Genomic DNA, 24,331 nt, shown 5'->3' with positions numbered 1-24,331 from the left:
GATATATGCATTTTGATAAAACATTTACCTTTGGAACCGCCACATCATCGTATCAAATTGAAGGAGCACATCAGGAAGGGGGAAGAACACCATCCATTTGGGATATGTTCTGTGACATTCCGGGAAAAGTGTATAAGCAACATAACGGGGATATCGCGTGTGACCACTATCACCGATTTGAGGAAGATATTCAACATATCAAACGCCTTGGAGTGGATACGTATCGCTTCTCCATTGCCTGGCCGAGAATTTACCCTGAGAAAGGTAAATATAATCAAGAGGGCATGGACTTTTATAAGAAGCTTGCGAGAAGACTTCAAGAAGAAGGCATCAAGCCGGCGGTTACGCTATATCATTGGGATCTGCCAATGTGGGCACATGAAGAAGGTGGATGGGTCAATCGTGAATCCGTACAATGGTTCCTGGAATATGCCAGAGCATGTTTCACGGAGCTAGATTCGGTAGTCGATTCTTGGATCACTCATAATGAGCCATGGTGTGCGGGCTTCCTTGGCTACCATCAAGGGGTGCATGCTCCGGGTCATACCAATATGGATGAAGCGGTCAAAGCTGTTCATCACATGCTGTTATCTCACGGGAAAGCGGTAGAAATGCTGAAGAAAGAATTCCAATCCCAAACCGACATCGGCATCACGTTGAATCTATCACCGGTTTATCCAAATACGGATTCAGTGAACGATGCGTTAGCTGCCAATAATGCGGACGGTTATTCAAATCGCTGGTTCCTTGACCCTGTATTTAAAGGCGAATATCCGAAAGACATGATGAACTTATTCTCGAAATATGTCCATTCCTATGACTTTATCAAAGAAGGGGATATGGGACTGATTTCAACGGAATGTGATTTCTTCGGGATCAACTACTACAGCCGTGGGATCGTGGAGTTCAGTGCAGCCAATGACTTCATGCACAAAGGAGCCTACTCCGATTATGAGAAAACAGGGATGGGTTGGGATATTGCGCCGAATGAATTCAAAGACCTCATCCGCCGCCTGAGACAAGAATATACGGATCTGCCAATCTATATCACGGAAAATGGAGCGGCCTATGACGATGTATTGGAAAATGGGAGAGTACATGATCAGGAACGTGTGAATTATTTGAACCTTCACCTTCAGGCAGTTTCTGACCTTAATGAGGAAGGCATGAACATCCAGGGGTATTATTTATGGTCTCTGATGGATAACTTCGAGTGGAGCTTCGGATATGATAAGCGATTCGGCATTCTTTATGTGGATTTCGATACACAGGAGCGGATTTGGAAAGACAGCGCCTTCCGTTATGCTGAAATCATCCGGGAGCATAAAGGGAAGCATGGCCTTCACACAAATGCGGAGGAAGTTGCACAATGAAGGCAAAGCAAGTAAAGGTGATTTTGACAGCCAAAGAAACAGGAGATCGGTTCTCTGTAAAAGAACCGGTTTCCTTTTCTTCTGATCTTGCTCCAACTGCTACTCATATCCAGCTTGATCCGGAGCGGAAATATCAAGAACTGATTGGATTTGGAGGCGCGTTTACCGAAGCGGCAGCTCACAGCATGTCCCTCATCAGCCCGGAAAAGCGGGAAGAAATCATTCACCGGTATTTTGATCCGATTGAAGGTTTGGGCTATCGGTTAGGCAGAACCCATATCAATAGCTGTGATTTTTCGTTAGGGAACTACACGTATGTGGAGGACGGCGATGCGTCGTTAGAAAGCTTTTCCATCGAACGCGAGAAAAAGCTCGTGATTCCTCTTATTCAAGAAGCCATGAATGTGGCGGATGAAGAGCTTTCCATCGTAGCTTCACCCTGGAGTCCGCCTTCATGGATGAAGACGAACGGAGAAATGAACAATGGCGGGAAACTTTTATCAGAGTATGAATCTGTCTGGGCTGATTATTACTCAAAGTACATAGAAGCGATGGAAGAAGAGGGGATCCGAATCTGGGGCATCACGATTCAGAATGAACCGGAAGCAAAGCAAGTGTGGGATTCCTGTCTGTATTCAGGAGCGGAAGAACGAGACTTCATTAAAAATCATCTAGGTCCGTCCCTGGAGAAAAATGGGCATGATGATGTGAAAGTCATCATATGGGACCATAATCGTGATGTGATTTATGAGCGTGCCCATGCCGTTTTATCTGATCCTGAAGCAGCTAAGTACGTATGGGGAACAGGTTTGCACTGGTACGTGTCGGAGGAGTTTGAAAATCTCTCTAAAGTACATCATGCTTATCCTGATAAGCATCTGATTTTTACAGAAGGGTGCATGGAAGGCGGAGTCCAAGTAGGTTCATGGGATACAGGTGAGCGTTACGGCAGGAATATCATCGGTGACTTGAACAATTATCTTGAAGCCTGGATCGATTGGAACCTGGTATTGAATGAAGAAGGCGGACCTAATCACGTAGGGAATTATTGCGATGCCCCGGTGATCGTAGATACAGGGAAGGACGAGGTTCACTATAATAGCTCTTATTATTATATTGGCCATTTTAGTAAGTATATCAAGCCTGGAGCAAGACGTATTTGGAGCGATGTTTCAAATACAACCATTATAGCTACCGCCTTTGAAAATAAGGATGGGGAGATTGTGGTGGTTGCCATGAATCAAAATGACCATGATGAAGAGATTTCGTTATGCTGTGGCGATGGAAGTTTCACCACGACTCTTCCTTTGCATTCAATAACGACATTTATGATTAGTTAGTTGAAAAGCAGTCCTGTAGAGGGCTGCTTTTATGCGTTGAAGATAGACACACCCTTCACATATTCCCCGGACAACCATCATAGAATAGACCATCTAAAACAAAGGCAGGGTACAAACATATGAGTTTGTTTTTAAGAGGTACATTGGTGCTGGTGGTGACGGCTTTTTTAGGTGAGTGTTTGGAGTTTGTAATCAATATGATTTTGGCTCGGGAGCTTGGAGAGGCTGGTCTTGGCACGTATATGTCGATTCTGCCGACTGTGTTTCTGATTGTCATTTTATCAAGTATGGAGCTGCCGATCAGTCTTTCCAAGTTCTTTGCCGAACGGGAAGAAAAGTATCATCGGGGCATGCTTCATTATGCTTTTCGATTTGCGGTCATCACGACGTGCATTCTCTTAGTTCTCATGGTCCTTATATATGCATGGACTCCTTTATTTGAAGGTTACCACCCAGGGATTCGCTGGCTCATTTTGATTGTCATTCCCATTGTGGCGTTTACTTCGATCACCAGGGGCTATTTTATGGGGATCCAGCAGATGGGCAAAATTGCCGTCGCAAATTTTCTGCGTAAAGGAATTCAGCTATTTTTACTGGTTTCGATCTATAATTTTCTGTCTTTTGGTATCAATACGTCCATCTTTATAGCACTTGGGACGCTGATTGCCAGTGAAGTGGTCGTCTTTGTATATTTAATTCATGCTTACGTACTCGAGATTAGGGGTAATAGAAAGAATAGCCATTCTACATTATCAACAATTGAAATGAGAAAGTCAGTATTATCTGTATCGGTTCCAACGACCGTGCTGCGGATATTCCACGCTCTCACCCATGCCGTTCAGCCATTTTTGATCAAATGGGCGTTAGTTCTTTCAGGTATGGGAGCGCTGGAAGCGAATGAGCATTTCGGGATGCTGGCTGGAATTGCCCTTACCATCGGCTTTTTCCCATCATTTATTGCCTTTTCGATGTTGATCGTGTTAATTCCGACTGTATCGGAAAAAGTGTCATCAAAGGACTTTAATGGAATCCTGACCCATCTTAAGCAGGTCATGTGGATTACATTAGGATATGGAATTCCTGTTGTATTCGTATACTATTTGCTTGGGGACTATATTACAGAAACGTTCTTTCATTCTGTGGCATCGGCTTATTATTTGAAGCTGCTCTGGCCGTATTTTCTTTTTCATTTCCTGGTGTTTCCACTCCAAGCCTTTTTGATCGGACTGGGATTGGTGAAGGATGCTCTCCTTCATACCATATGGTCGAGTGTATTTTCTTTTACACTGATATACTTGCTCGGATCCCGTTTTGGAATGGAAGGAGTCATTCTTGGCATGAACGCGGGAGCCGTTCTGATCACCATGCTTCATTATTTTACGATCTGCAGAGAATTGGAAACGACTCTTTGGTTAAAATCAGCAATTAAACTGTAAACTAAACAAAAACACAATGTGCCCTTTTAAACCCTTTTGTTTTGCACAAAGAGGGTCCAATCTTTTATTCTGATAACACGTACATACTATCTACTGTTATGATGGCTGATTTCATAACCTTCAAAGGAGAAAGCTATGATCGATTCTATTTTATTTAACATCATGTTAGTCGGAGTGCTCGGGATCGCTTCCCAATGGATTGCCTGGAGATTCAGGCTTCCTGCCATCGTCGTCATGTCAATTGTTGGATTGCTGGTGGGGCCAATATTTGGACTCATTAATCCAAAGGACGATTTTGGGGAGGTCTTCAAACCCATTATATCAATGGCCGTTGCCATCATCCTTTTTGAAGGAAGCTTAAATCTTAATTTTCGAGAGGTAAAGGGATTAGGCAAGCCATTATTTAGAATAGTCACCATCGGAGCCATTCTCGCCTGGATATTAGGTTCTCTCGGGGCTCATTATGTGGCCGGGTTATCCTGGGCTGTTTCCTTTGTGATAGGTGGATTATTTATCGTAACCGGCCCAACCGTCATTCTACCGCTGCTCAGACAGGCGAAGTTGAAACCAAGACCTGCAGCGATCCTGAAATGGGAAGGGATAGTCGTTGATCCATTCGGTGCCCTGCTTGCCGTTTTTGCTTTTGAAATCATTAATTTCTTTATAAGCGATGAAGTCACGGGATTAGCTTTATTACTCTTCTTTGCAGCTTCCTTATTTGCCGTGGTATTTGGATGGGCACTGGGGAAATTCACAGGCTTCATTTTTGAAAATGGACATGTACCGGAGTTCTTGAAATCACCTGTTGTTTTTGCGCTGGTTCTTGCCTGCTTCACAGTTTCAGATCAGATCACACATGAAACAGGACTGTTAGCCGTCACGGCAATGGGGATGACGCTTGCGAATATGCATATTTCATCCATTGACGATATGCGTCACTTCAAAGAAAACATTTCGGTACTGCTCATTTCAACCATTTTCGTGATGCTGACGGCTTCGTTAACCGTAGATACGCTATTACGAATCTTTAACTGGAACATCGTCGCGTTTGTGCTTCTTATGTTATTCATTGTCCGACCATTATCGATTTGGTTGTCTACGATAGGGACGGACCTCTCTAATAAGGAGAAATTGCTTGTCGGGTGGATTGCCCCAAGGGGAATTGTCGCGCTGACCGTCTCAAGTTATTTTGCTTCAGTACTATTAGAGAAAGGCTTTGAGGATGCAGCTATACTGACGTCCCTGACTTTTGCACTCGTTTTCTCTACAGTATGTGCACATGGCTTCTCCATTAAATGGCTGGCGAAAAAATTGGACCTTGCCATTGATGAAAGACCGGGAGTTATGATTGTGGGAGGAAGTAAATTCAGTACTGAATTTGCCAAAACCCTTCAAGACCTGAAGATTCCGGTCTTAATTTCGGATTCATCATGGCAGCGATTGTTTTCAGTCAGAAAAGCAGGGATTCCATTCTACCGTGGTGAAATCTTATCCGAACAAACGGAATACTATCTGGATATGACGCCGTATGAATACATGATTGCGGCTACGGAGCTTGATTCTTACAACGCTCTTGTCTGTACGACATTTGTTCCGGAGATCGGCCGTAATAACCTATTCCAACTGAGTTTGCGCAGCCAGCGGGACGATGATCTGGAAGATATGGTTCATACGATTGGCGGAAGGATCCTCTTCCAAAACCACGTGACGTGGGAAGAGCTGAATAAACGTGTCGAACGGGGAGACGTATTCAGAAAAACGAATATTACTGAAAAGTACACCTTTGAATCTTATCTGCAGGAGCGGGATGAAAACACATTATTGATGTTTGCCCTTAAACCTGCAGGCAGAATCGAGTTCTTTACGGAAGGTGCTTCACCTAAAATTGAGCAGGGAGATGTCATTGTCAGTCTCACTCAGCCCTGTAAGGAAAAGAATAAGATTCAGGAGAAGCTTACGGTTCAACGTGAAAAAGAAATCATAAAAGCTCAAAATGAAACGAATCAAGAAAGCGCCGACTAAGTCGACGCTTTCTTTTTTGAGGTTACTTCTTTCCGCTATATTGTTCTCCCAGTAACTGTTTCACTTGATTATACGTCAGCCCTGAATGCTGATTGAGTCGTTTGACTTCATCAATATCCGTTCCGGAACGAGTGACGTTTCTCTTCTGCTGGTTCATACAACACACCCCCTATCCCTTAATGTAAGTCATCGGAAGGATTCCTATACAAAAAAAGAAGGCCCGAGGGACGGACCTTCGTGTACATTATGATTGGCGTGTGCGCTTGTAGACCAGGTCAAAGATGAGGATGATAACGGCGAGGGCGAAGGCAGTATAGGCATAGGTTGAGTGTTCTGCCATGTTCTTTATTCCGATACCAACAAAAGCCCAAACAAACACAAGTGGATAGAGCATGTCATGCTGCCCGATGCGGAACCAGAAAGCAAGGGTCGTTGCGATAATCAGTCCGAGATAAGCCCAAACCAATTCAGAAATGCCAAACCCGCCCCAGCCAATATCCGTTAAGTAATACGTGATATTCACAATCGTGGCAACCGAAATCCAACCTAAGTATATCGAAAAAGGGGCTGTATCCAGGAGGGACGGACCTGTACTCTTCACCCGTCTATAAAGGGCAATAAGAGTTAAAAGAAGTCCAATCATGATAAATACCGAAACGAGAAAGTAATTGTAGTGCCAAACGAATATCCATGCTGAATTCAATAAGCAGCTCAGGATGAATAGTCCGCTTGTTTCCTGATAAAGGGGAAGGTCTCTTCTGTCTTTAGGGAACTGGCGGATGATCCAAATCGCGAGCAGCAGATAAATCAGGCTCCAGATGGAAAAGACATAACCCGCCGGAGTAATCATGATATCGAGCCTGTCACTGATTTCCCCCGTGGATTGATTATTCAAAGGCAAAGTAACAGCCAGCGTATTCATCACAATCACTAAAGCGAAGGCTAACATATTCAAGATCAGTTTCATAGAGTGTACCCCCTGTAAGTAGTGGTGTTATATACTATTCCACTCTTATCAGAATAAAAACCAAATGAAGAGAGTTAGGCAAAAAGGATTAGTGAAAGTTCAGGAAGGATTTAAGGGATTTATCGAGAATTAGAAATAGGATAGGGACAATGAGAAAATCTATTAGGGGGACATTATGGACCGTACAAATCATACATATTCGGATGTTTGGGATTTAGATGTTTTTTTCCAAGGAGGAAGTGAATCACCGGAATTCAGAAAGCACCTCGATACGTTAGAAAAAAAGAAAAACGACTTCGCAGAAAATGCACTCGCTTTTCATCCGCCTCAATCGGCTAGTGATGCTGACCTGGTGTGGAACCTGATTGAAGAAGCCAAAGAAGTGATGCTGTATTTGCGTCAGGCAGGTGCCTTTGTGAGCTGTCTCGAAGCTCAAAATATGCATGACCGAAAAGCAGATTCTCTCCGCGCGGAAGTCACAAGCTTGAGTGCGGACTTTTCTTCTACTTTTACAAAGTTTCAGCAGCAGCTTTCAGATTGTAGAGAAGAGGTCTGGAATGAGCTGCTTCAACATGATCAACTGAGTGAAATCACCTTCGTCCTCAATGAGTGGAGACAAAAAGCGAAAGATAAGCTATCCAGCACTGAAGAGTCACTGATCCAGGCGTTAGCCGTCGATGGCTATCACGGCTGGGGACAGATGTATGACACGATCGTGGGGGCCATGGAGATTGAACATGATGGAAAAAAACTATCGGTTGGTCAGGCAAATAACCTGCTCTCCAGTCCAGACGCCAATACGCGCAAAGAGGTTTTTGAAAAATTAGAGAATGCCTGGGAACAAAATGAGGAACTCTTTGCAAGGACCCTTAATCACCTGGGCGGATTTCGCTTAAATGTCTATAAGAAGCGTGGCTGGGACGAATTGATGAAGGAACCCCTCGAATATAATCGTATGAAGCAAGAAACGCTGGATGCCATGTGGGGAGCTATTTCAAAGCACAAGCAGCCATTCGTTCAGTACCTGGAAAGAAAAGCGAAACTAATCGGGAAAGACCGACTCGATTGGTATGACCTTGACGCACCCGTGGCAGAGTCGACGAGTACCATGTCATATGACGATGGGGCAAAATTCATTCTGAAACAGTTCTCCCGATTTGGGGAAGAGATGGCCCAGTTTGCTGAAAAAGCTTTCGAGAACCAATGGATCGAAGCAGAGGACCGGTCAGGAAAACGTCCGGGTGGATTCTGCACATCCTTCCCGTTAAGTGATCAATCCCGTATCTTTATGACGTATTCCGGCTCTATGTCGAATGTCTCCACCCTTGCACACGAGTTAGGGCATGCGTTTCATTCCTATGCGTTAAAACCGATGCATACATTGAATCGGAACTATGCCATGAACGTTGCCGAGACCGCATCGACTTTTGCCGAAATGATCGTCGCCGATGCTGCCGTAAAAGAAGCGGAAACGAAGGCAGAAAAGATTGCCTTAGTGGAAGATAAACTGCAGAGAAGTGTCGCGTTCTTCATGAACATCCATGCCCGTTTCTTATTCGAGACACGCTTCTATGAAGAACGTAAGAAGGGGATTGTATCTGCTGATAAACTCAACGAACTGATGGTGGACGCCCAGAAGGAAGCATTCTCAGACTCCATTGGAGAGGTTCACCCGCGCTTCTGGGCATCAAAGCTTCATTTCTATATTACAGGAGTGCCGTTCTATAACTTCCCGTACACCTTTGGATACTTGTTCTCACTTAGTATTTACGCCAAAGCCCTGGAGTCGGATGAAAGCTATGAGGATAAATACATGGCATTACTGCGTGACACAGCGGTCATGAATGTCGAGGAGCTTGCGATGAAGCACCTCGGTGAAGACATCACCAAAGAAGCCTTCTGGGAAAAAGGTATCAAGCTATGCATGGCGGATGTGGAAGAATTTCTTGAGTTAACAGAATAATGTTTTGTAGGGTCCGTTCCATTTTGGGGACGGACCTTATTTTTGTAGTGGAACGACTGTTATGGGTTTATCAACGGTTATTCAGATTTATCGACCTTTTAAAAAATTTATCAACCGTTCTTTCATTTTATCAACCGTATTTTCACTATATCGACCGTTCTACAAAAAAGGACAAATTTCGCAACTCCTCCCCAAAAACACCAAATAACGACAGGTCCTACCACCCCTAAGCCTCAAGTCTGATACGAAAATAAAGCTCTGGCTCGTTATGGGAAACCCGGAAAATAGATAGGATAGAGACATGAAGAAGAAAGGAGGCAACAACAAATGAAGAAATTCGGATTGCTTTTAGCCGGAGGGATTGCAGCCATTGTCCTGCTTGCCAATTTAGGACCGATTGTCGGGCTCGCCATCTCTTTAGTGATCATGTATTACAGCTTTAAAGGGTTTGTGAAAACAGATTCCACAATGAAGAAGATCTTATGGGCACTGATCGGTCTTGCGGCATTCAGTGCATCGATATCCAACTTCCCGGCGATCATCGGATTGGTTGCTCTATACGTTCTGTATGTGATCTACAAGAACTGGAAAAAAGAAGAAGTCATTATAGAAGAAAAATCATCGGATCCATTCACTAATTTTGAAAGAGAATGGTCTCAATTAAAAAACTAAAGGAGAGATTACACTATGACAAACATATTTCAACGAATTAAAAATACAGTCATGTCCGACCTGCACGAAGCATTAGATAAAAAGGAAAAGAAAAATCCAATAGCCGTGTTGAATCATTATTTAAGACAGTGTGAGCAGGAAGTAGAAAAAGTAAGTAAGCTGGTAGAAAGACAATATCTATTAAAAGAAGAGTTCCAAAAAGAGTATCAGCAGGCTTCTGCATTAGCTGACAAACGAAAATACCAGGCTGAGGTTGCATCGAAGGCAAATGAAGAAGGCCTGTATGAATTTGCCCTGCAGGAACAAAAATACTACGAAGAGCGCGCTGTGCGCATCCAGGAATCCAAGCTGAAAGCAACGAAAGAGCTTGAAGAGCTTGAAAGAAAATATGAAGAGATGAAGCACAAGCTGAAGGATATGTACATCAAGCGGATGGAGCTGATGGGAAGGGAGAATATCGCCCGTGCCCATAACAAGGTGAATTCTGTGCTTGAATCTTCTTCCGGTTATAACAGCCAGGCGTTCTCTAAATTCGATGAAATTGAAACATACTTAGATCATTTAGAGCATGGTGTGAACTCCTCTTATTATCGAAATACGATCGACGCAAAGATCGCCAAATTAGAAAAAGAAGTGAAAAAAGAGGAAACGGAAGCCATTCCTTCATAAAACATGGTATTCTAATCTATGAAAACGAATAGTAACGATAAAAAAGGGGGAGCCCAACCGGGTTCACCCCATTTTATCATCATATATATGTCAGGGTGAGGGGATTTACAATCCGGATTTGGGGTTTATGACCCGGAATGAGGATATATGAACCTCTTGTCGAAAAATCTTCATTCCAAAAAATACATAACCAGAAAGGAGGAACCCCCTTGTTCAATCGTTTACGTTCAGACGGGATCAGCTGGATCATTTTAATCGGAACCCTTTTAATACTGTTGGAAGTATCATTCTACGATGGGGGGGTTCTCGTCTTTCTCTCGATTGCGGCCTTCTGTATCTATATTGGAAGAAAGAAGCTTCCGAGTACTCTTGGAAAGCTCCTGCTGTGGTTCGGGATCATCAGCTTAGCCATCAATATCTTTAATACCGTAGCGTTTAAATTTTTATTGTTTGCCATTCTTCTATTTATCATCGTCCGTTTTGCTGATTCCAAGAAACATCCTAAATACATCACTCCGACGATTAAAGAAACGTTCACCCAAACCAATGAGCCACTCGTAATGAAAAGGTCCGCTCTTCAAAACGAATGGTTCGGGCCGAAACGGACTCCCGAAGACGTATATGAATGGAATGATATCAACATTCAGGGTGTGATCGGAGACTCGGTCATCGATATTGGAAATACGGTGCTTCCTAAAGGGGCGTCCGTCGTTTCGATTCGAAACATTTTAGGCAATATTGAAATCTTGATTCCGTACGATGTGGAAGTGAGTGTCCATCACTCGGTACTTGCCGGTTCGATTGAAATTTTTGAAGAAGTGGAGCCGAAAGCGATCAATCAGTCCCTTTATTATCAAACACCTGGATATGATACGTCTGTCCAGCGGGTGAAGATTGTCACCTCTATGTGGATTGGGGATTTAGAGGTGAAGAGAATATGAGCACAGTCAGTAAGCAGATTGTTGCAGGCATTCTCTTTTCCCTTGGGATGGTGGTCTTTTTATCCCTGTCCTATTTTTATTTGTATCCCTTGGAGGATTGGTCCCTATTATGGGAAGTAGAGATTATGGATATACCGGGAGCAGGGTTTATCCTCGTTGTAAGTATCCTTATCGGGATTGTGTTTGGCATCCGGACAGGGTTGAAGGATAAACGGCAGCTGAGGGAGATAGAAGATGCCCTTATGAATGTGCAACAGGGCCGATCGATCACACTCCCTGAAACGGCAACCTCGGAAGTGCAGCAGGTTTGGAAAAAGGTCGATGCGTTAGGAAAACATTTAACGGATCAAGCGCGATATTCCCAGAAGCTTGCCAATGAAAAGGCGGAAGAGCAGGAAAAGAGAATCCAGGAAATCGTTTCGCAGGAGCGGAACCGTTTGGCGAGAGAATTACATGACTCCGTCAGTCAGCAGCTATTTGCAGCATCGATGCTGATGTCAGCCATTACGGAAACACCATCACCTGGTCGAACGCCTCATGAAGGAAAGCAGCTGGGCATGGTGGAGCAGATGATTCATCAGTCTCAGCTTGAAATGAGGGCCCTCCTCCTTCATCTTCGCCCCGTTGCGTTAAAAGGAAAGAATCTTCAAGAAGGAATGAAGGAGCTGTTGGTCGAATTAGCTCAGAAGGTCCCCCTTGATATCGAGTGGAAAATAGAAGACATGAGCCTTGATAAAGGAATCGAAGATCATCTCTTCAGAATACTGCAGGAGTCGGTTTCAAACACCCTGCGACATGCGAAGGCGAATTCCTTGGATATTCGATTGATCAAAAGGGAATCGATCATTATTTTACGGGTAGTGGATGATGGTCAGGGCTTTGATGTGAACGAATCGAAGGTGACAAGCTCCTATGGGCTTCAGAATATGAGGGAGCGGGCCATTGAAATCGGTGGTACGTTTAAAATCATCAGTGTACCGAATAAGGGAACACGCTTGGAAGTGAAGGTTCCCGTTGTGGAGAATGAAGGTGAAAAAAATGATTAAAGTGGTATTTGTAGATGATCATGAAATGGTAAGGATCGGGGTTTCTTCTTATCTATCGGCTCAGGCGGATATTGATGTCGTCGGGGAAGCGTCGGATGGGAAAGAAGGCGTCCAGCTTGCCCTGGAGCTCCGGCCTGATATCATTCTCATGGATCTTGTGATGAAAGAAATGGATGGTATTCAGGCAACAAAGGAGATCATTCAAGAGTGGCCGGAAGCAAAGATCATCATCGTCACCAGCTTCCTGGATGATGATAAGGTGTATCCAGCCCTGGAAGCCGGCGCGGTCAGTTATATGCTGAAAACGTCGAAAGCGAGTGAGATTGCCGAAGCGGTACGTAAGACGTATAACGGCCAATCGATTCTCGAACCGGAAGTCACAGGGAAAATGATGACACGCATGAGACAGAAGACCGTTTCTCATCCCCATGAAGAGCTCACCAACCGCGAACTGGAAATCCTTCTCCTGATGACACAAGGGAAAACGAACCAGGAAATTGCCGATGAATTATTCATCGCCCTGAAAACAGTGAAAACCCACGTGAGCAATATCCTCTCCAAGCTCGGAGTCCAGGACCGGACCCAGGCTGTGATCTATGCTTTTAAACATGACTTAGCTAAATAAAAAAGGCTCTTTTCGCAAAGAATGTTGTTTTCAAACATAGAATCTGCCAGGACTCTGTCAACCTTTTTGTGCAGGATCTTATTTATGCCAATAAACAATTGAAAGAAACAGTATTTCTATATACAAGCTAAAATCGACTGTACACTTTGAAAAATGTTGTATTCTAAACGTGTATGATATTTATATTAGTCTATAGTAAGAAACTCACACTTAGAAAGTTGATTGGAGCGGAAGGTGCTCGACTCCTGCGGGAATAGCGGGAAAGTTGAGACCCCGCAGGGCAAAGCCCGAGGAGGCTCAACTCACGCCCCGCGGAAAGCGAGCACCTGGAGCGGAAATCAACCACTACTCGCTTTTTTAAAAGCAACAAAGTTTACGAAAAGAGCCATAAAAATGAGAAAGTGACCCAAAAAGAAAACTTTTTGGGTCACTTTTTCGTATAGAAAGAAGAAAGCAAACGGATCTCCTTCCCCAAAATGGCAAGCATGAGAATCCAAGCATGAAATATACATCTAATAAGGATTGGTGCATTTTGGTAACAAGAAAGAAAAAAATACAAATCTATCATCATCGGGAGGAGGAATAATGGTAGAATAAGCGATATATTGTCAAATATTGAAAAATAACCGGTAGGGGGATACGACGTGAACACAAAATTTAGTAAGCCTAAAGGGTTCGGTGAAATACTGGACCACACATTTCGATTAAGCAAGAACCGCTTTAAAGACTTTTTTCTTATTTTCCTTATTTTATTAGGGCCAGTTTATTTACTGCAGGCACTCATTGAACTGGCAGCAGGGGTTAGCTTCTTTAGGACTGTCGGTACAGGGGAAACCTGGTTCGATGGGATTGTCAACAGCTTTTCAGGTGAATTTACGGACGAAGGGGGTCCAGAAGTAAATCTGGCGGCTGAGCTTGGTACAGGTCTTATTGGACTTATCAGTATAATCCTCGCTCCCATCGCACAAGCGGCGATTTTATTTGCCCTTAATCATATGAGAAAGAATGAAGAATTTACGGTGAAGCTTGTGATAAAGGAAGCATTCTCCCGTTTTTGGCCGATTATCGGAAGTAGTCTCCTATTTGGAGTGATTGTATTCGGTATCGTATTTGTTCCGATTTTTACAATTGGTTTTGCCGGAGTATTCGGTGCTGTACTTCTTGAGCCGGGCGTCGGGATTGTGGTCGCCGGAGTTGTCCTGTTGCTTGCATTCGCGGTTGCTGTAGCTTACTTCTTAACACGTTGGAGCTTCTATTTTGGAGCGGCAGCCATAGAAAATGACGCACCTGGTCTCGGCAGGAGCTGGAGGCTGACGAAGAAGCGTGGATGGATCCTTCTTTTATTATTCATTGTATTTGGCTTGATCGTTGGAATCGTAAGCTCAGCCTTCGAATTGACGTTCGGGTTGGTATTAGGGAATAGTGTCCTGTACGGCATGATTATTAACGTTGTGTCTTTATTCACGTCGATGCTGTTCGCCGTTGGTTTCGGGGTTATGTTCCTTGATCTTAAAACGAGACATGACGCAGATGATTTAAATGAAATGATCGATGATTATAACGCAATCCAATAGTTTCCTTGAACAATTGAAGTATCCAGTCAGGCTCCGGAAGTCTCATGCTTCCGGGCTTTTGATCTGAAAGCTAGGTGAAGAAAATGTTGAATGAAAACAGAGCAAGAGATCACATTGAAGAAATCTTGGATGGGGAGGAATACAAGGCCTATCGTGAGGAGTCCCAGGGACTGCTGGCCAGTTGGTGGGGGAAGGCAAAGGAATGGCTTTCAGAACAGCTGGGAAAACTGTTCCCTTCCCTTGAACCGACAGGCGGGGCGGCATCGGGCATCCTCATCACGTTGATTGTCATTGTAGTGGCCATTCTCCTCGTTGTTGCATTCTTCGCCATTCGGAACGGAGTCCGAAAACGGAAATTCCGTTCGAATAAACCACTTCAATCCATGAATGAGATGGAGTGGTCCTATGATAAACATTTAGAAGAAGCTTATAAACAAGAGGGGCTCGAAGATTATTCGAAAGCTACCCGTCATATGTTCCTGGCCCTCCTTTTATACTTCCACGAAAGAGACTATCTCGAAGCAAAGGTCTGGAAAACAAATTGGGAGTATTATGATGAACTGCGTAAAGTGAATCGGGATTGGGCAGAGCGATTCTATAGGCTGGCCCTTCTGTTTGATGAGGTGGCCTATGGTGAGCGGGAAGTGGAGGGAGAAGAGTATCTTCCCTATAAGCAGGAAGCTCTTAGCTGGTTGGGAAATGAAACGGATTCAAAGCCTTACGCATAAGAGAAAGGAGGTAGGAACGAGCATTGAAAACAAATATAAAGGCGTGGGTCTGGCTCACTACACTACTAAGTTTATTTATCATCATCGGTGTATTTCTTTCTCCTGAAAAGCCTAAGGAGTATCCAGCCTATGTTTCCGAGTCTCCCTCTCCTTCTGGAATAAAAGCCCTTTATACTTATTTGGAAAACGAAGGTGCGTCTATACAACGGTGGTCTTTTTCACCTGACAGGCTGCCTGCAGCTAAATCTGATCAATTACTGATTATGGTAGAACCTTTTTCAATCCCTGAACGAGAAGAAATGGAAGCTTACGAGAATTTCATGAGGGCAGGCAATACCATTCTTTTATTAAAAGATAATCCAAAAGGAATGTTTGACACGAAGACGGTCCTATTAGGGGAAGGGCTCGATAATCCTCTTATACGTGATGGAAAAGGGAATACATATCAAACGGATATTTTATCGGACGTAAGACTGGAAACGAGGGATGATGATACCATTTTATTAGATGATCTGGATGGAACGATTGCTTACAGCTCTCCTATGGGGAAGGGTCAATTGATTGTTTCTACTTCACCGGGATGGGTGATGAACGGGAATATTCTTGATAGTGATCATCTCCCGCTGGTTCTCACTCTATTAGAAAGCGGTGGAGCCGACCGGAAAACGATTCTCGTCGATGAATACCTTCATGGGGGAGAAAGTGAGGCAAGCCTTACTACCCTTTATCCCCAGTGGCTGTTACTTTTAATCCTTCAATTGCTGATCCTCACCGTCCTTTGGCTCTGGATGCGGGGGAAACGATTCGGAGGTATTCTCATACCAAGGGAAGAGACGGTCCGATTCAGTGATGAGCGAATCAAGGCGCTTTCAGCTTGGTACTTAAAAGGGCGCCAATACAAAGAATCTTTACTGATTCAAGCCGAGTATGTCAGAGTCCTGTTCCAGGAACGTTGGGGGATTCCGACGAGTAAGGAATGGTCGGAATTGGACGAACCGTTAGAACGGAGATTAACCACCGTTTCTAAAAAAGAAATCGATTCGTTTTTAACAGGGATAAGGGCTGTATTAGAGAAAGAGCGCATCAGTAAACAGGAATACGTACTATGGTCGAAAAAAATAGAACTATTCAGGAAAGAGGTGGAGGATCGTTGAAACCAGAAATCACATCCTTAATGGAGAAATATGAAGAGCGCATTGTAGGTCAGAGCACGAATCTTAAACTCTTGTTGTCTTCCATCCTGGCAGGAGGGCATGTACTGATCGAGGGAGTCCCGGGGACAGGGAAGACACAGATGGTCAAGACCCTTTCACGATTGCTCGGGGGAAGCTTTAACCGGATTCAATTCACACCGGATCTGTTACCGAGTGATATCACGGGTAGTACGATTTACAATATGAAGGATAGCAGCTTCCAAACGATCAAAGGGCCGATTTTCACCAATGTACTATTGGCTGATGAAATCAATCGGACACCGGCCAAAACCCAGGCGGCCTTGCTTGAAGCCATGGAAGAAAAGCAGGTAACGATTCAAGGGTCAACGTATCCACTTGAAGAGGTGTTTTTTGTGGTGGCCACCCAGAATCCGATTGAATTTGAAGGGACCTACCCACTGCCTGAAGCACAGCAGGATCGATTTCTCTTTAAGCTCGACATCGACTTTCCTTCCTTTGAGGAAGAGAAAAACGTTTTAAAACAAGTGATTGAGAATCATTTTGATGCAAGTGAAGTGGGGGCGGTTCTCGACATGGAAACCTTCCTCTCTATCAGAAGGGAAATCGGGGAGGTCACACTTAGTGACGCGGTGTTGGATTATATTATGCAGATTGTGAGAAAAACCCGTGAAACGGAATCGATCCGCTTCGGGGCAAGTACAAGGGCGGCGATTTCGATTGGAAAAGCGGGACGCGCGTGGGCCTATCTGTCAGGACGTGACTATGTCACACCGGATGATATCAAGAGCGTGGCAAGACCTGCCCTAAGACATCGTATACAGCTATCCCCGCACGTAGAATTGGAGGGAGTGACCATTGACCAAGTCATCCAAGAGCTTGTTGGGTCGATTCCTGTTCCAAGATAAGGGGATATTGCCGACGGGGAGGTTGTTGATCTCATATCTCCTATTTTCCGTCATCCTTATTGCAGGAACATTTATTGGACTGTCATGGACGCTCATTTTTGTATTGAACGGCTTATTTATCGTCGTGAGTCTCATGGACCTGACCCTGTCGCCATCCCAAAAGGATGTGGACATCAAGCGCCATATCCCGGATCAAATGGAAAGGGGTCTTGATTATATCGTCGATCTGGACATCATAAACAGATCTTCCCGTGGCATGGAGTTTCGGATCCTGGATGGTACACCGCAAAGCTTTCAAACATCCTTTCCCTTAGAAGGGAAGCTTGAACAGGAATCAGCAGGGACCCTTACCTATGATGTGGTGACACAGGTGCGGGGAGACTATAACCTGTCGAAGCTGTACCTTCGCTATCGAAGCTCCCTCGGTTTATGGGAAAAACAAAAAACAGTGGAGCTCCAGGATGGGGTGAAAGTCATTCCTGATCTCACTGAAACGAAAAAAGTATTGGAAAGTGCTCAGCAGTTCCTACTGTATGAAGGGGTAAAGATCCGTAAGCAGCAAAGCGGTGCCGGGGAATTCTCCAAGATTAGAAATTATGTACTCGGGGACGATCCCAGAAAGATCAACTGGCGTCAAACCGCAAAGCTCAGGGAAGTGATGACCAATGAATATGAACCTGAGCATGGGAAGTACATCACGATCCTCATTGATTGCGGAAGGATGATGGGAGCGGAATTGAAAAAAGGAAACCGGTTGGAGAAATCCCTGGAGGCTGCCCTCACCGTGACGGCAGCGGCCCTTCAAAACGGGGACTATGTGTCGGTCCTTGCTTTCAGTAAAGATGTAAAGGTATATATCCCTCCGGCAAAAGGGATGGCGCATCTGCAAACGATTCTTCATCGTATATATCATTTGGAAGTGGACGCAGCCGAATCTAATTATGCTGGCGTCCTCCACTATGTTCAAACGGTTCAGAAAAAGCGGAGTCTGCTCTTATTATTCAGTGACGTACACACCTTTCTTCATGAAGAAAGCGCCCTGTTTTATTTACAGCGCCTGCGGAAACAGCATCTCTTTTTAACGATTGGGATAGAAGACGAAATGTTGGCCAAGCGGATCAAGACAGAGCCTGTCGATTCTCAGCAGGCGATGATGAAGAGCATGGCTCAGAAACAGATGATCGTGAAGAAGAGGGAGAAAGCCAAGTGGGAAAAGCAGGGCCTCCTGATGGTGGAGGCCCGTGAAGAGAAACTGGCGGCAACGGCTGTTTCTTACTATATTGATATGATGAACCGGGGGTTACTGTAAGCTTGCCTTTAGTCGTAGCTTTCCGATCGTCATATAGAGAATCAAACCGATAACCGTTAAAAAGGCAACCATATATTTTGCGAGCAGCGGTATGGCAGCAGGCGTAATGAAGCCTTCGATGATCCCGGCAATCACAAACAGGGGTACCGTCCCGAGAAGCAGCTGGACGGATCGGTTCGCTTGCTGCTTTAATTGGTAGCCTCGTGTGAAACGTCCAGGTACAAAGAGTTTATAGCCCATCAAGAGACCTGCACCGCCTGCAATAAAGATGGCTGTAAGCTCGATCATTCCGTGGGGGACGATGTAAGCCCAGAATTCATAGCTCATTCCCTGGTGCCAGAAGACAGCGGCCAGGGCACCTACAATGATTCCATTGTACACAAGCATATAGACCGTCAACAGGCCAAATGTCACACCGCCGGCAAAGGCAAGGAAGGCGACTTTGATGTTATTGGTCATAATGGCAGCCGACATAAGTGAAGAATCCACTCTTCCTTCACTTTTCCCGAGATTAGAAGGGTCCACCCCTTGAGACATTTCAGCTGGTAAAATGGAATAAAGGTGAAGAGGATCATTCACGACAGAAATGAAGGCACCGAGTGCACCGATCGTAAATAAAAGCATCGCCGCGACAACGAACTTCCACTGTTCAAGCAGTAATCCGATAAATGTCGTGGAGAAAAAATGTCTAATCTGTTTTCCACTTGAGATTTGGTCTTTATATAATAGATTGTGAGACTTTGATACGAGGCCGTTCAAATAATCGGTTACTTCTTCGCCGGGAAAATAGGTCTGGCTGTAGGAAAGATTCTGGGCAGCCTTTTGATAAAGACGGTTGAATTGATCAATGGCCGGACCCGTTGTGTTCTTCCTCTTGCGAAGAGTTCCGAGGAGATCTTCTAATTGCTTCCAGTCGTCTCGGTGCTGTTTGACAAATTGCTTCACGTTCATTGTGACACCTACTTGTTCTTTTAATTTCTTATCTCTTATTATAGTAAGTTAAGAAAAAAATAGAAACCATTAAAGGTAAATTCATCCATAAGGAGGGGATTGTATTGCATGAAGAACAAGTCGATATTAAAACCCCCGAATATGTTTCCCTGCAATTTCAACCTGCAGGCTTAGGCAGCCGGGCTGCAGCTCTGATGATAGATCAGCTGCTGTTAACAATCGTAAACATCCTGATCCTTGTACTCCTATTCTTTATAACGTCAGGGAATAATGGCATATTTAGCATGTTGGAAATCAACTCGACACTATGGGGGATCGCCATCATCGCCATCTTCTTTCTCAACTGGGGGTATTTCTTTGCGTTAGAATTCTTCTGGGGTGGAAAGACGGTAGGAAAGCGATTGCTGGGAATCCGGGTGATGCAGGAAAACGGACACAGCGTCACGCTCTTATCCTGTTTCATTCGCAATCTATTAAGAATCATCGACATGCTTCCCGTCTCCTATTTCATTGGTATGGTCATGATTTTCCTTCATTCCAAGCATAAGAGGGTAGGGGATCTCGTTGCCGGAACCATTGTTGTTCATGAGCGACGCGTCAAAGGAAAGCGAAAAGAAAAAGCCATCGAGAAGGAAATCCGTCGCCGGGGCTTGAAGAAAGAGGATTTAACGGTGGAAGCGTGGGAATTAAAGCAGCTCGGTGCGAAGGAATGGAATCTGGTCAAAACGTACAGCAACCGATTCGTTCAGCTCCCCCTTTCAGAACGAAACCAATTAACCAAAAAGCTTGCTCTTATCCTCTATCCGAAACTGGGATTAGACGTGCAGGATAAAACATATGAGGAGCTTGAGGATACCCTTCTCCTTTTATACCTGGCATTAAGGGAAGAATGGGAAATTGAGTTGTAGAAAGCAGCAAAGTCTGGAGAGGGCTTTGCTGTTTTTTTATTTGTCAGGATGAAAAGGACTTTATACCTAATGAAGATTTCTCGTGGCTATTAAAGCAATCTTTCAAGAAATTAGATGATTAGATAGAAAATTAAGTAAATATAGTAGGATGATTGTGATAGAGGTTTACAATTACTATACGTAATTTACAAAATAATAAGAAAAATAGTGCCCATTATCCCATTACATTACAAAATGCGACAAAATATACTTGTACTGTAATCATTTAAATATATTTGTTTTTTTAACTGAAGGGGGAAAGGGTATGAGGACGAAAAAGATTTCATTATCGATTATCAGTATTCTGTTTTTACTGACTGGAGGTTTGATTCAGCCTCAAGAAAGTATGGACAAGGGAGTGGCAGCCGCACCTCAGTCTGCAGTAATAAATGAAGTGGCCTGGATGGGGACAATGGGCTCTTACAACAATGAATGGATGGAACTATCCAATATCACTTCATCTGAACTTTCCTTGGAGGGATGGACCATTGAAGCCCTGGACGGATCACCGAGTATAGCTTTAAGTGGATCCGTGCCGGCACAGGGGTATTTTTTACTGGAAAGGACAAGCGATGACACGATTTCAACTGTCGCAGCGGATCAAGTCTATACAGGGAGTCTTGGGAATTCCGATGAAGTTCTTTATTTAAAGGATGCGTCGGGTTCGATTATCGATGAAGTGAACAGCTGGTACGCTGGTGACAATACCACAAAAGCCACGATGGAGCGAAACGATCGTTCTATCAGCGGTACGGATCCGGCCAATTGGAGCACATCGACGGCTTCCTATGAAGGTGGATTTGGAACACCTAAAGCGGCTAATTCAGCTGTTCCTTCGGGAAGTGGAAGTGAATCACTTACCAATGTAAGCGAGGCGCCAGGTGCTATCAACGTCTACTTTAACAAAAGTGCATCGACTCAATATGCCATGCCGGGGAACGAAGCAAACTACAACGTGAATCTTGAAGATCGTCTCATTGAACGCTTGAATGAAGCGACAACGTCCATTGACTTCGCCACGTATGAAATCAATTTGCCTCGAGTGGTCGATACATTGATGGCCAAAGCGGCACAAGGGGTGGACGTCCGGATTCTCGCTGATGCCAAGGATGGATCGGACCCTCATTACGCAGAACGATATGAAACTATGCGATTATATCTGGAGAAGCTTGTCCGCGGTCAGGATGGAATAGTAGGATCAGCGGATGATGCTCATATTTTATCGGATTCCCCTATGTTTGTAGTGGAAGATGCCGTAAAGCGGGCAGCTTACGATTTACCTGCAAGCTTCAGCGATTTCCCGCAGCGAAACGTGACGGTTGGCAGCACGGCGACAACAGGCTATATGTTTGTAGAAGGGGAATGGAAAGAAACGGACAGCTACTATTCTCCAGGGAATCAAATGCATAATAAATTTGCTGTTGTGGATGGGAAATGGGTTTTCACAGGAAGCTGGAATTTTACCGTAACAGGTTTATATGGTTCTGAGGAAAACATGAACCAGGGAATCCTTGGCGGCAATCAGCAGCATGTCGTGGAAGTTCACTCTCCTGAACTTGCCTCCATTTATAAAACGGAATTTGAAGAAATGTGGGGGAGTGGATCCACGACTCCAAATCATACAGTATCGAACTTCAGCACAAGGAAAGTAGATAACACACCTCATACGTTGACCATCGGAGGAGATACGGTGGAAGTGTACTTCTCTTCAGGAGACGATGCGGTGGGACGTATGACAGAGCTAGTGAAAACAGAAGCAGACGAAAATGCCTATTTCACCATTTTCGCATGGAGCGACCAGGCCCTTGTGGACGAATTGAAGAATAAGTGGGAAGGAAGCTATGTGGATAACCAGGGAACGTTGACCGGCTTTGATGTGAAAGGTCTATACGATGCCAGCTTCTGGAACCAGTGGTGGTCAGCGAGCATTGAAATGACAGGAAGAACGGCTACGCAAACGAGTACGAACAATCCAAATACGCGCTGGGCTAACCCTGCACCCGTGTACAAGGCAAATGAAAGCCGCAAGCTTCATGCCAAAACGATGCTCATCGATGCCGACACCAACAGTGATCCAACCGTCATCGTAGGGTCGACCAACTGGAGTGAAAACGGCAATAATGTGAATGACGAAAACATGCTCATCATCCATGACGATGCCATCACGAATCAATTTCTTCAGGAGTTCAATGCAAGGTATGTGAATGCTGGAGGGGTTGTACAGTAGGCTGGATGAAAAGTTCCTGAATATATTACGAAACGAAAAAGGATGATTCTCATTGGAGAACCATCCTTTTTGTTGGTGCCAATTCCTGCTTACTCCATCCCGGGAGCCTTCTGGATTTCAAATATAAGTACAATTGCAGTGATTGCGTGTGCAATCAATCGGATGACCGGGAAGAAGTTTAAGAAGGAAGCAAGGATACCGAGGGCACTTCCAAGGATCGGCTGATCTTCTGACCTTGAAATATACCATACGCTCGCATGCCAAAGGGCCACTAAACACAGGAGAAAAGGAATCGCATCACCTGCAATATTGCCAAAGATCGGAACAGCCAAAAACAATTCGATAGAAAAGGATAACCATTTTATTCGTGAAAGCACGGACACACACCTCCTTATTTCAGTGTATGAATATGGGAGGGGCGTGTGCCTGTTTGAGGGAATTGTTTTTTTAGGGATGAGTGGTGGCTGTCATGTGCGAATTTTTTCTCTAGACAATAAATGACGGATAACCACTAAAAAGACCACCGTCTCATCCCAAGACAGTGGTCTTTTGAAGTTTAAGCGAGTAACTTCTCCACAACCTTATGCTCATTTTCATTCAGCAGGTTTTTGCCGATCGTTTCATGAACCTCTTTATTCATGCTGTCTTCCAGCACAGCAGCCTCTTCTTTATCGCCAACGAGTAAGATCCGTTCCCACTCCTCATCAGCGGCTTTTTTGTCCAGGATGCTGCCGAGGCTTTTCCACCAGCGTTGTTGATTCGCTTTGAGGCGATTTTCGAATTCTTCCTGCTGATTGGCCTTTCCGCCTCCGCTTCCCATGCTGGCGTCTGAGTGGTGGGGACCTTCATGCTTTCGCCAATCATCTGTTTCCAAATCGAATTCCATAAATTCGCTGGACTGAATCTCTCCAAAGGCGGAGGTGAGGATTTTGATTTGATTTTGCTGAAGAAGCACCAATCCCGTGTAAGGATATTCTTTATGCAAGGATTTCAATTGATCCAGGTGAGGATTCTCCTCCCAATAAAAATTCGTTTCAACGGGTACTTGAAGCCGGAAGGTCTCCCAAATGCCACTATCGGCTGAGGCGAAGATGATAAAGCTTCTTGGAAGTTCACGTTCTAAACTATATACATAGTTTTCTACTTTCGGACGGATCGATTGCAGCCTTTCTTTTTCCTCGGGAGCACTTTCCAGGTATTCTTCCAGGCGGTTGAATCCGTTTTTAAGGGCTATCTTCCATTCACCGCCTTGCTGATCGTGGTCGCTGCGGTCCGTATTCAAATAAACAGTCAACAACTTATCAGGTTTCTGTAAGTACAAGTTTTCCAGTACGCTCAGTGTTTTTTTGAAAGACATGGAACTCCTCCTTATAGAATGCTTACTTTTCATATAAACGGTAGAGACGTCTCCTAAACATTATTTTGTAAAAAAAGGGAATTGACGAAAGGACTTTAATAGGA

General features: G+C 44.4%; 22 protein-coding genes. 17 read left to right on the top strand and 5 right to left on the bottom strand.

Going from position 1 to position 24,331, the window contains the following annotated elements:
- Positions 1–5: 5 nt before the first annotated feature.
- The 4 genes from ACIFOD_RS17185 to ACIFOD_RS17170 all read left to right on the top strand — a co-directional run bounded on the left by ACIFOD_RS17185 (position 6) and on the right by ACIFOD_RS17170 (position 6,171).
- On the top strand, positions 6–1,373 hold the full coding sequence (locus ACIFOD_RS17185; protein WP_430315639.1) for a GH1 family beta-glucosidase: 1,368 nt from the start codon (positions 6–8) through the stop codon (positions 1,371–1,373).
- Positions 1,370–2,713: a glycoside hydrolase family 30 protein gene (locus ACIFOD_RS17180; protein WP_430315638.1), complete on the top strand. Its 1,344-nt coding sequence runs from the start codon at positions 1,370–1,372 to the stop codon at positions 2,711–2,713. Before ACIFOD_RS17185 ends, ACIFOD_RS17180 begins: the two co-directional genes overlap by 4 nt.
- Before the next feature lie 119 nt (positions 2,714–2,832).
- Positions 2,833–4,149: an oligosaccharide flippase family protein gene (locus ACIFOD_RS17175; RefSeq protein ID WP_430315637.1), complete on the top strand. Its 1,317-nt coding sequence runs from the start codon at positions 2,833–2,835 to the stop codon at positions 4,147–4,149.
- Positions 4,150–4,284: 135 nt separating this feature from the next.
- On the top strand, positions 4,285–6,171 hold the full coding sequence (locus tag ACIFOD_RS17170; protein WP_430315636.1) for a cation:proton antiporter: 1,887 nt from the start codon (positions 4,285–4,287) through the stop codon (positions 6,169–6,171).
- A gap of 22 nt (positions 6,172–6,193) precedes the next feature.
- Here the strand turns inward: ACIFOD_RS17170 and ACIFOD_RS17165 are convergent, their stop codons facing one another.
- Both ACIFOD_RS17165 and ACIFOD_RS17160 read right to left on the bottom strand, forming a co-directional pair.
- Positions 6,194–6,328, bottom strand: coding sequence for a hypothetical protein (locus ACIFOD_RS17165; RefSeq protein ID WP_430315635.1), 135 nt, complete (start codon positions 6,326–6,328; stop codon positions 6,194–6,196).
- A gap of 87 nt (positions 6,329–6,415) precedes the next feature.
- Complete coding sequence (locus ACIFOD_RS17160) at positions 6,416–7,138, bottom strand: TspO/MBR family protein (protein ID WP_430315634.1); 723 nt, start codon at positions 7,136–7,138, stop codon at positions 6,416–6,418.
- A 175-nt stretch (positions 7,139–7,313) separates the two neighbouring features.
- Here ACIFOD_RS17160 and ACIFOD_RS17155 point away from each other — a divergent pair, with 175 nt between their 5' ends.
- From ACIFOD_RS17155 to ACIFOD_RS17105, 11 genes are all read left to right on the top strand, one after another.
- Positions 7,314–9,101 carry a M3 family oligoendopeptidase gene (locus ACIFOD_RS17155; protein WP_430315633.1) on the top strand — a complete coding sequence of 596 codons (1,788 nt, stop codon included), beginning with the start codon at positions 7,314–7,316 and terminating at the stop codon, positions 9,099–9,101.
- 327 nt (positions 9,102–9,428) lie between these two features.
- Positions 9,429–9,773, top strand: a complete 345-nt coding sequence (locus tag ACIFOD_RS17150; protein ID WP_148967341.1) for a flagellar basal body rod protein — start codon at positions 9,429–9,431, stop codon at positions 9,771–9,773.
- 15 nt (positions 9,774–9,788) lie between these two features.
- A complete protein-coding gene (locus tag ACIFOD_RS17145) occupies positions 9,789–10,442 on the top strand; it encodes a PspA/IM30 family protein (RefSeq protein ID WP_397553009.1) in 654 nt (217 codons plus the stop codon).
- A gap of 209 nt (positions 10,443–10,651) precedes the next feature.
- On the top strand, positions 10,652–11,383 hold the full coding sequence (gene liaF, locus ACIFOD_RS17140) for a cell wall-active antibiotics response protein LiaF (RefSeq protein ID WP_430315632.1): 732 nt from the start codon (positions 10,652–10,654) through the stop codon (positions 11,381–11,383).
- Positions 11,380–12,429, top strand: a complete 1,050-nt coding sequence (locus tag ACIFOD_RS17135) for a sensor histidine kinase (RefSeq protein ID WP_430315631.1) — start codon at positions 11,380–11,382, stop codon at positions 12,427–12,429. Before liaF ends, ACIFOD_RS17135 begins: the two co-directional genes overlap by 4 nt.
- Entirely contained in the window at positions 12,422–13,054 is a 633-nt protein-coding gene (locus ACIFOD_RS17130; RefSeq protein ID WP_044339171.1) for a response regulator transcription factor, read from the top strand. Before ACIFOD_RS17135 ends, ACIFOD_RS17130 begins: the two co-directional genes overlap by 8 nt.
- 644 nt (positions 13,055–13,698) lie before the next feature.
- Complete coding sequence (locus ACIFOD_RS17125) at positions 13,699–14,628, top strand: hypothetical protein (RefSeq protein WP_430315630.1); 930 nt, start codon at positions 13,699–13,701, stop codon at positions 14,626–14,628.
- 83 nt (positions 14,629–14,711) lie between these two features.
- A complete protein-coding gene (locus ACIFOD_RS17120; protein WP_430315629.1) occupies positions 14,712–15,356 on the top strand; it encodes a DUF4129 domain-containing protein in 645 nt (214 codons plus the stop codon).
- 23 nt (positions 15,357–15,379) lie between these two features.
- Positions 15,380–16,510, top strand: coding sequence for a DUF4350 domain-containing protein (locus tag ACIFOD_RS17115; RefSeq protein ID WP_430315628.1), 1,131 nt, complete (start codon positions 15,380–15,382; stop codon positions 16,508–16,510).
- On the top strand, positions 16,507–17,436 hold the full coding sequence (locus ACIFOD_RS17110; protein ID WP_430315627.1) for an AAA family ATPase: 930 nt from the start codon (positions 16,507–16,509) through the stop codon (positions 17,434–17,436). The genes ACIFOD_RS17115 and ACIFOD_RS17110 overlap by 4 nt, the downstream gene beginning before the upstream one ends.
- A complete protein-coding gene (locus ACIFOD_RS17105; protein ID WP_430315626.1) occupies positions 17,387–18,745 on the top strand; it encodes a DUF58 domain-containing protein in 1,359 nt (452 codons plus the stop codon). Before ACIFOD_RS17110 ends, ACIFOD_RS17105 begins: the two co-directional genes overlap by 50 nt.
- Here ACIFOD_RS17105 and ACIFOD_RS17100 read toward each other — a convergent pair.
- On the bottom strand, positions 18,737–19,696 hold the full coding sequence (locus tag ACIFOD_RS17100) for a stage II sporulation protein M (RefSeq protein ID WP_397553001.1): 960 nt from the start codon (positions 19,694–19,696) through the stop codon (positions 18,737–18,739). The genes ACIFOD_RS17105 and ACIFOD_RS17100 overlap by 9 nt on opposite strands.
- 104 nt (positions 19,697–19,800) lie before the next feature.
- On the opposite strand from ACIFOD_RS17100, the gene ACIFOD_RS17095 reads away from it, so the two are divergent.
- Both ACIFOD_RS17095 and ACIFOD_RS17090 read left to right on the top strand, forming a co-directional pair.
- Positions 19,801–20,604, top strand: coding sequence for an RDD family protein (locus ACIFOD_RS17095; RefSeq protein ID WP_430315625.1), 804 nt, complete (start codon positions 19,801–19,803; stop codon positions 20,602–20,604).
- Positions 20,605–20,908: 304 nt separating this feature from the next.
- Complete coding sequence (locus ACIFOD_RS17090; RefSeq protein ID WP_430315624.1) at positions 20,909–22,870, top strand: phospholipase D-like domain-containing protein; 1,962 nt, start codon at positions 20,909–20,911, stop codon at positions 22,868–22,870.
- Positions 22,871–22,959: 89 nt separating this feature from the next.
- On the opposite strand, the gene ACIFOD_RS17085 is transcribed toward ACIFOD_RS17090, so the two are convergent.
- Both ACIFOD_RS17085 and ACIFOD_RS17080 read right to left on the bottom strand, forming a co-directional pair.
- Positions 22,960–23,247 carry a hypothetical protein gene (locus tag ACIFOD_RS17085; protein WP_397552998.1) on the bottom strand — a complete coding sequence of 96 codons (288 nt, stop codon included), beginning with the start codon at positions 23,245–23,247 and terminating at the stop codon, positions 22,960–22,962.
- Positions 23,248–23,426: 179 nt separating this feature from the next.
- The gene (locus ACIFOD_RS17080) at positions 23,427–24,227 is read right to left on the bottom strand and encodes a VLRF1 family aeRF1-type release factor (RefSeq protein ID WP_430315623.1); all 801 of its coding nucleotides are present in this window, start codon (positions 24,225–24,227) and stop codon (positions 23,427–23,429) included.
- Positions 24,228–24,331 lie beyond the last annotated feature (104 nt).

The sequence above is a fragment of the Rossellomorea sp. NRS-1567 genome (genome assembly GCF_050467885.1).
In the GTDB taxonomy this organism is placed as follows: Bacteria; Bacillota; Bacilli; order Bacillales; family Bacillaceae_B; genus Rossellomorea; species Rossellomorea aquimaris_C.
This window is presented reverse-complemented; position numbering and strand designations above follow the sequence as displayed.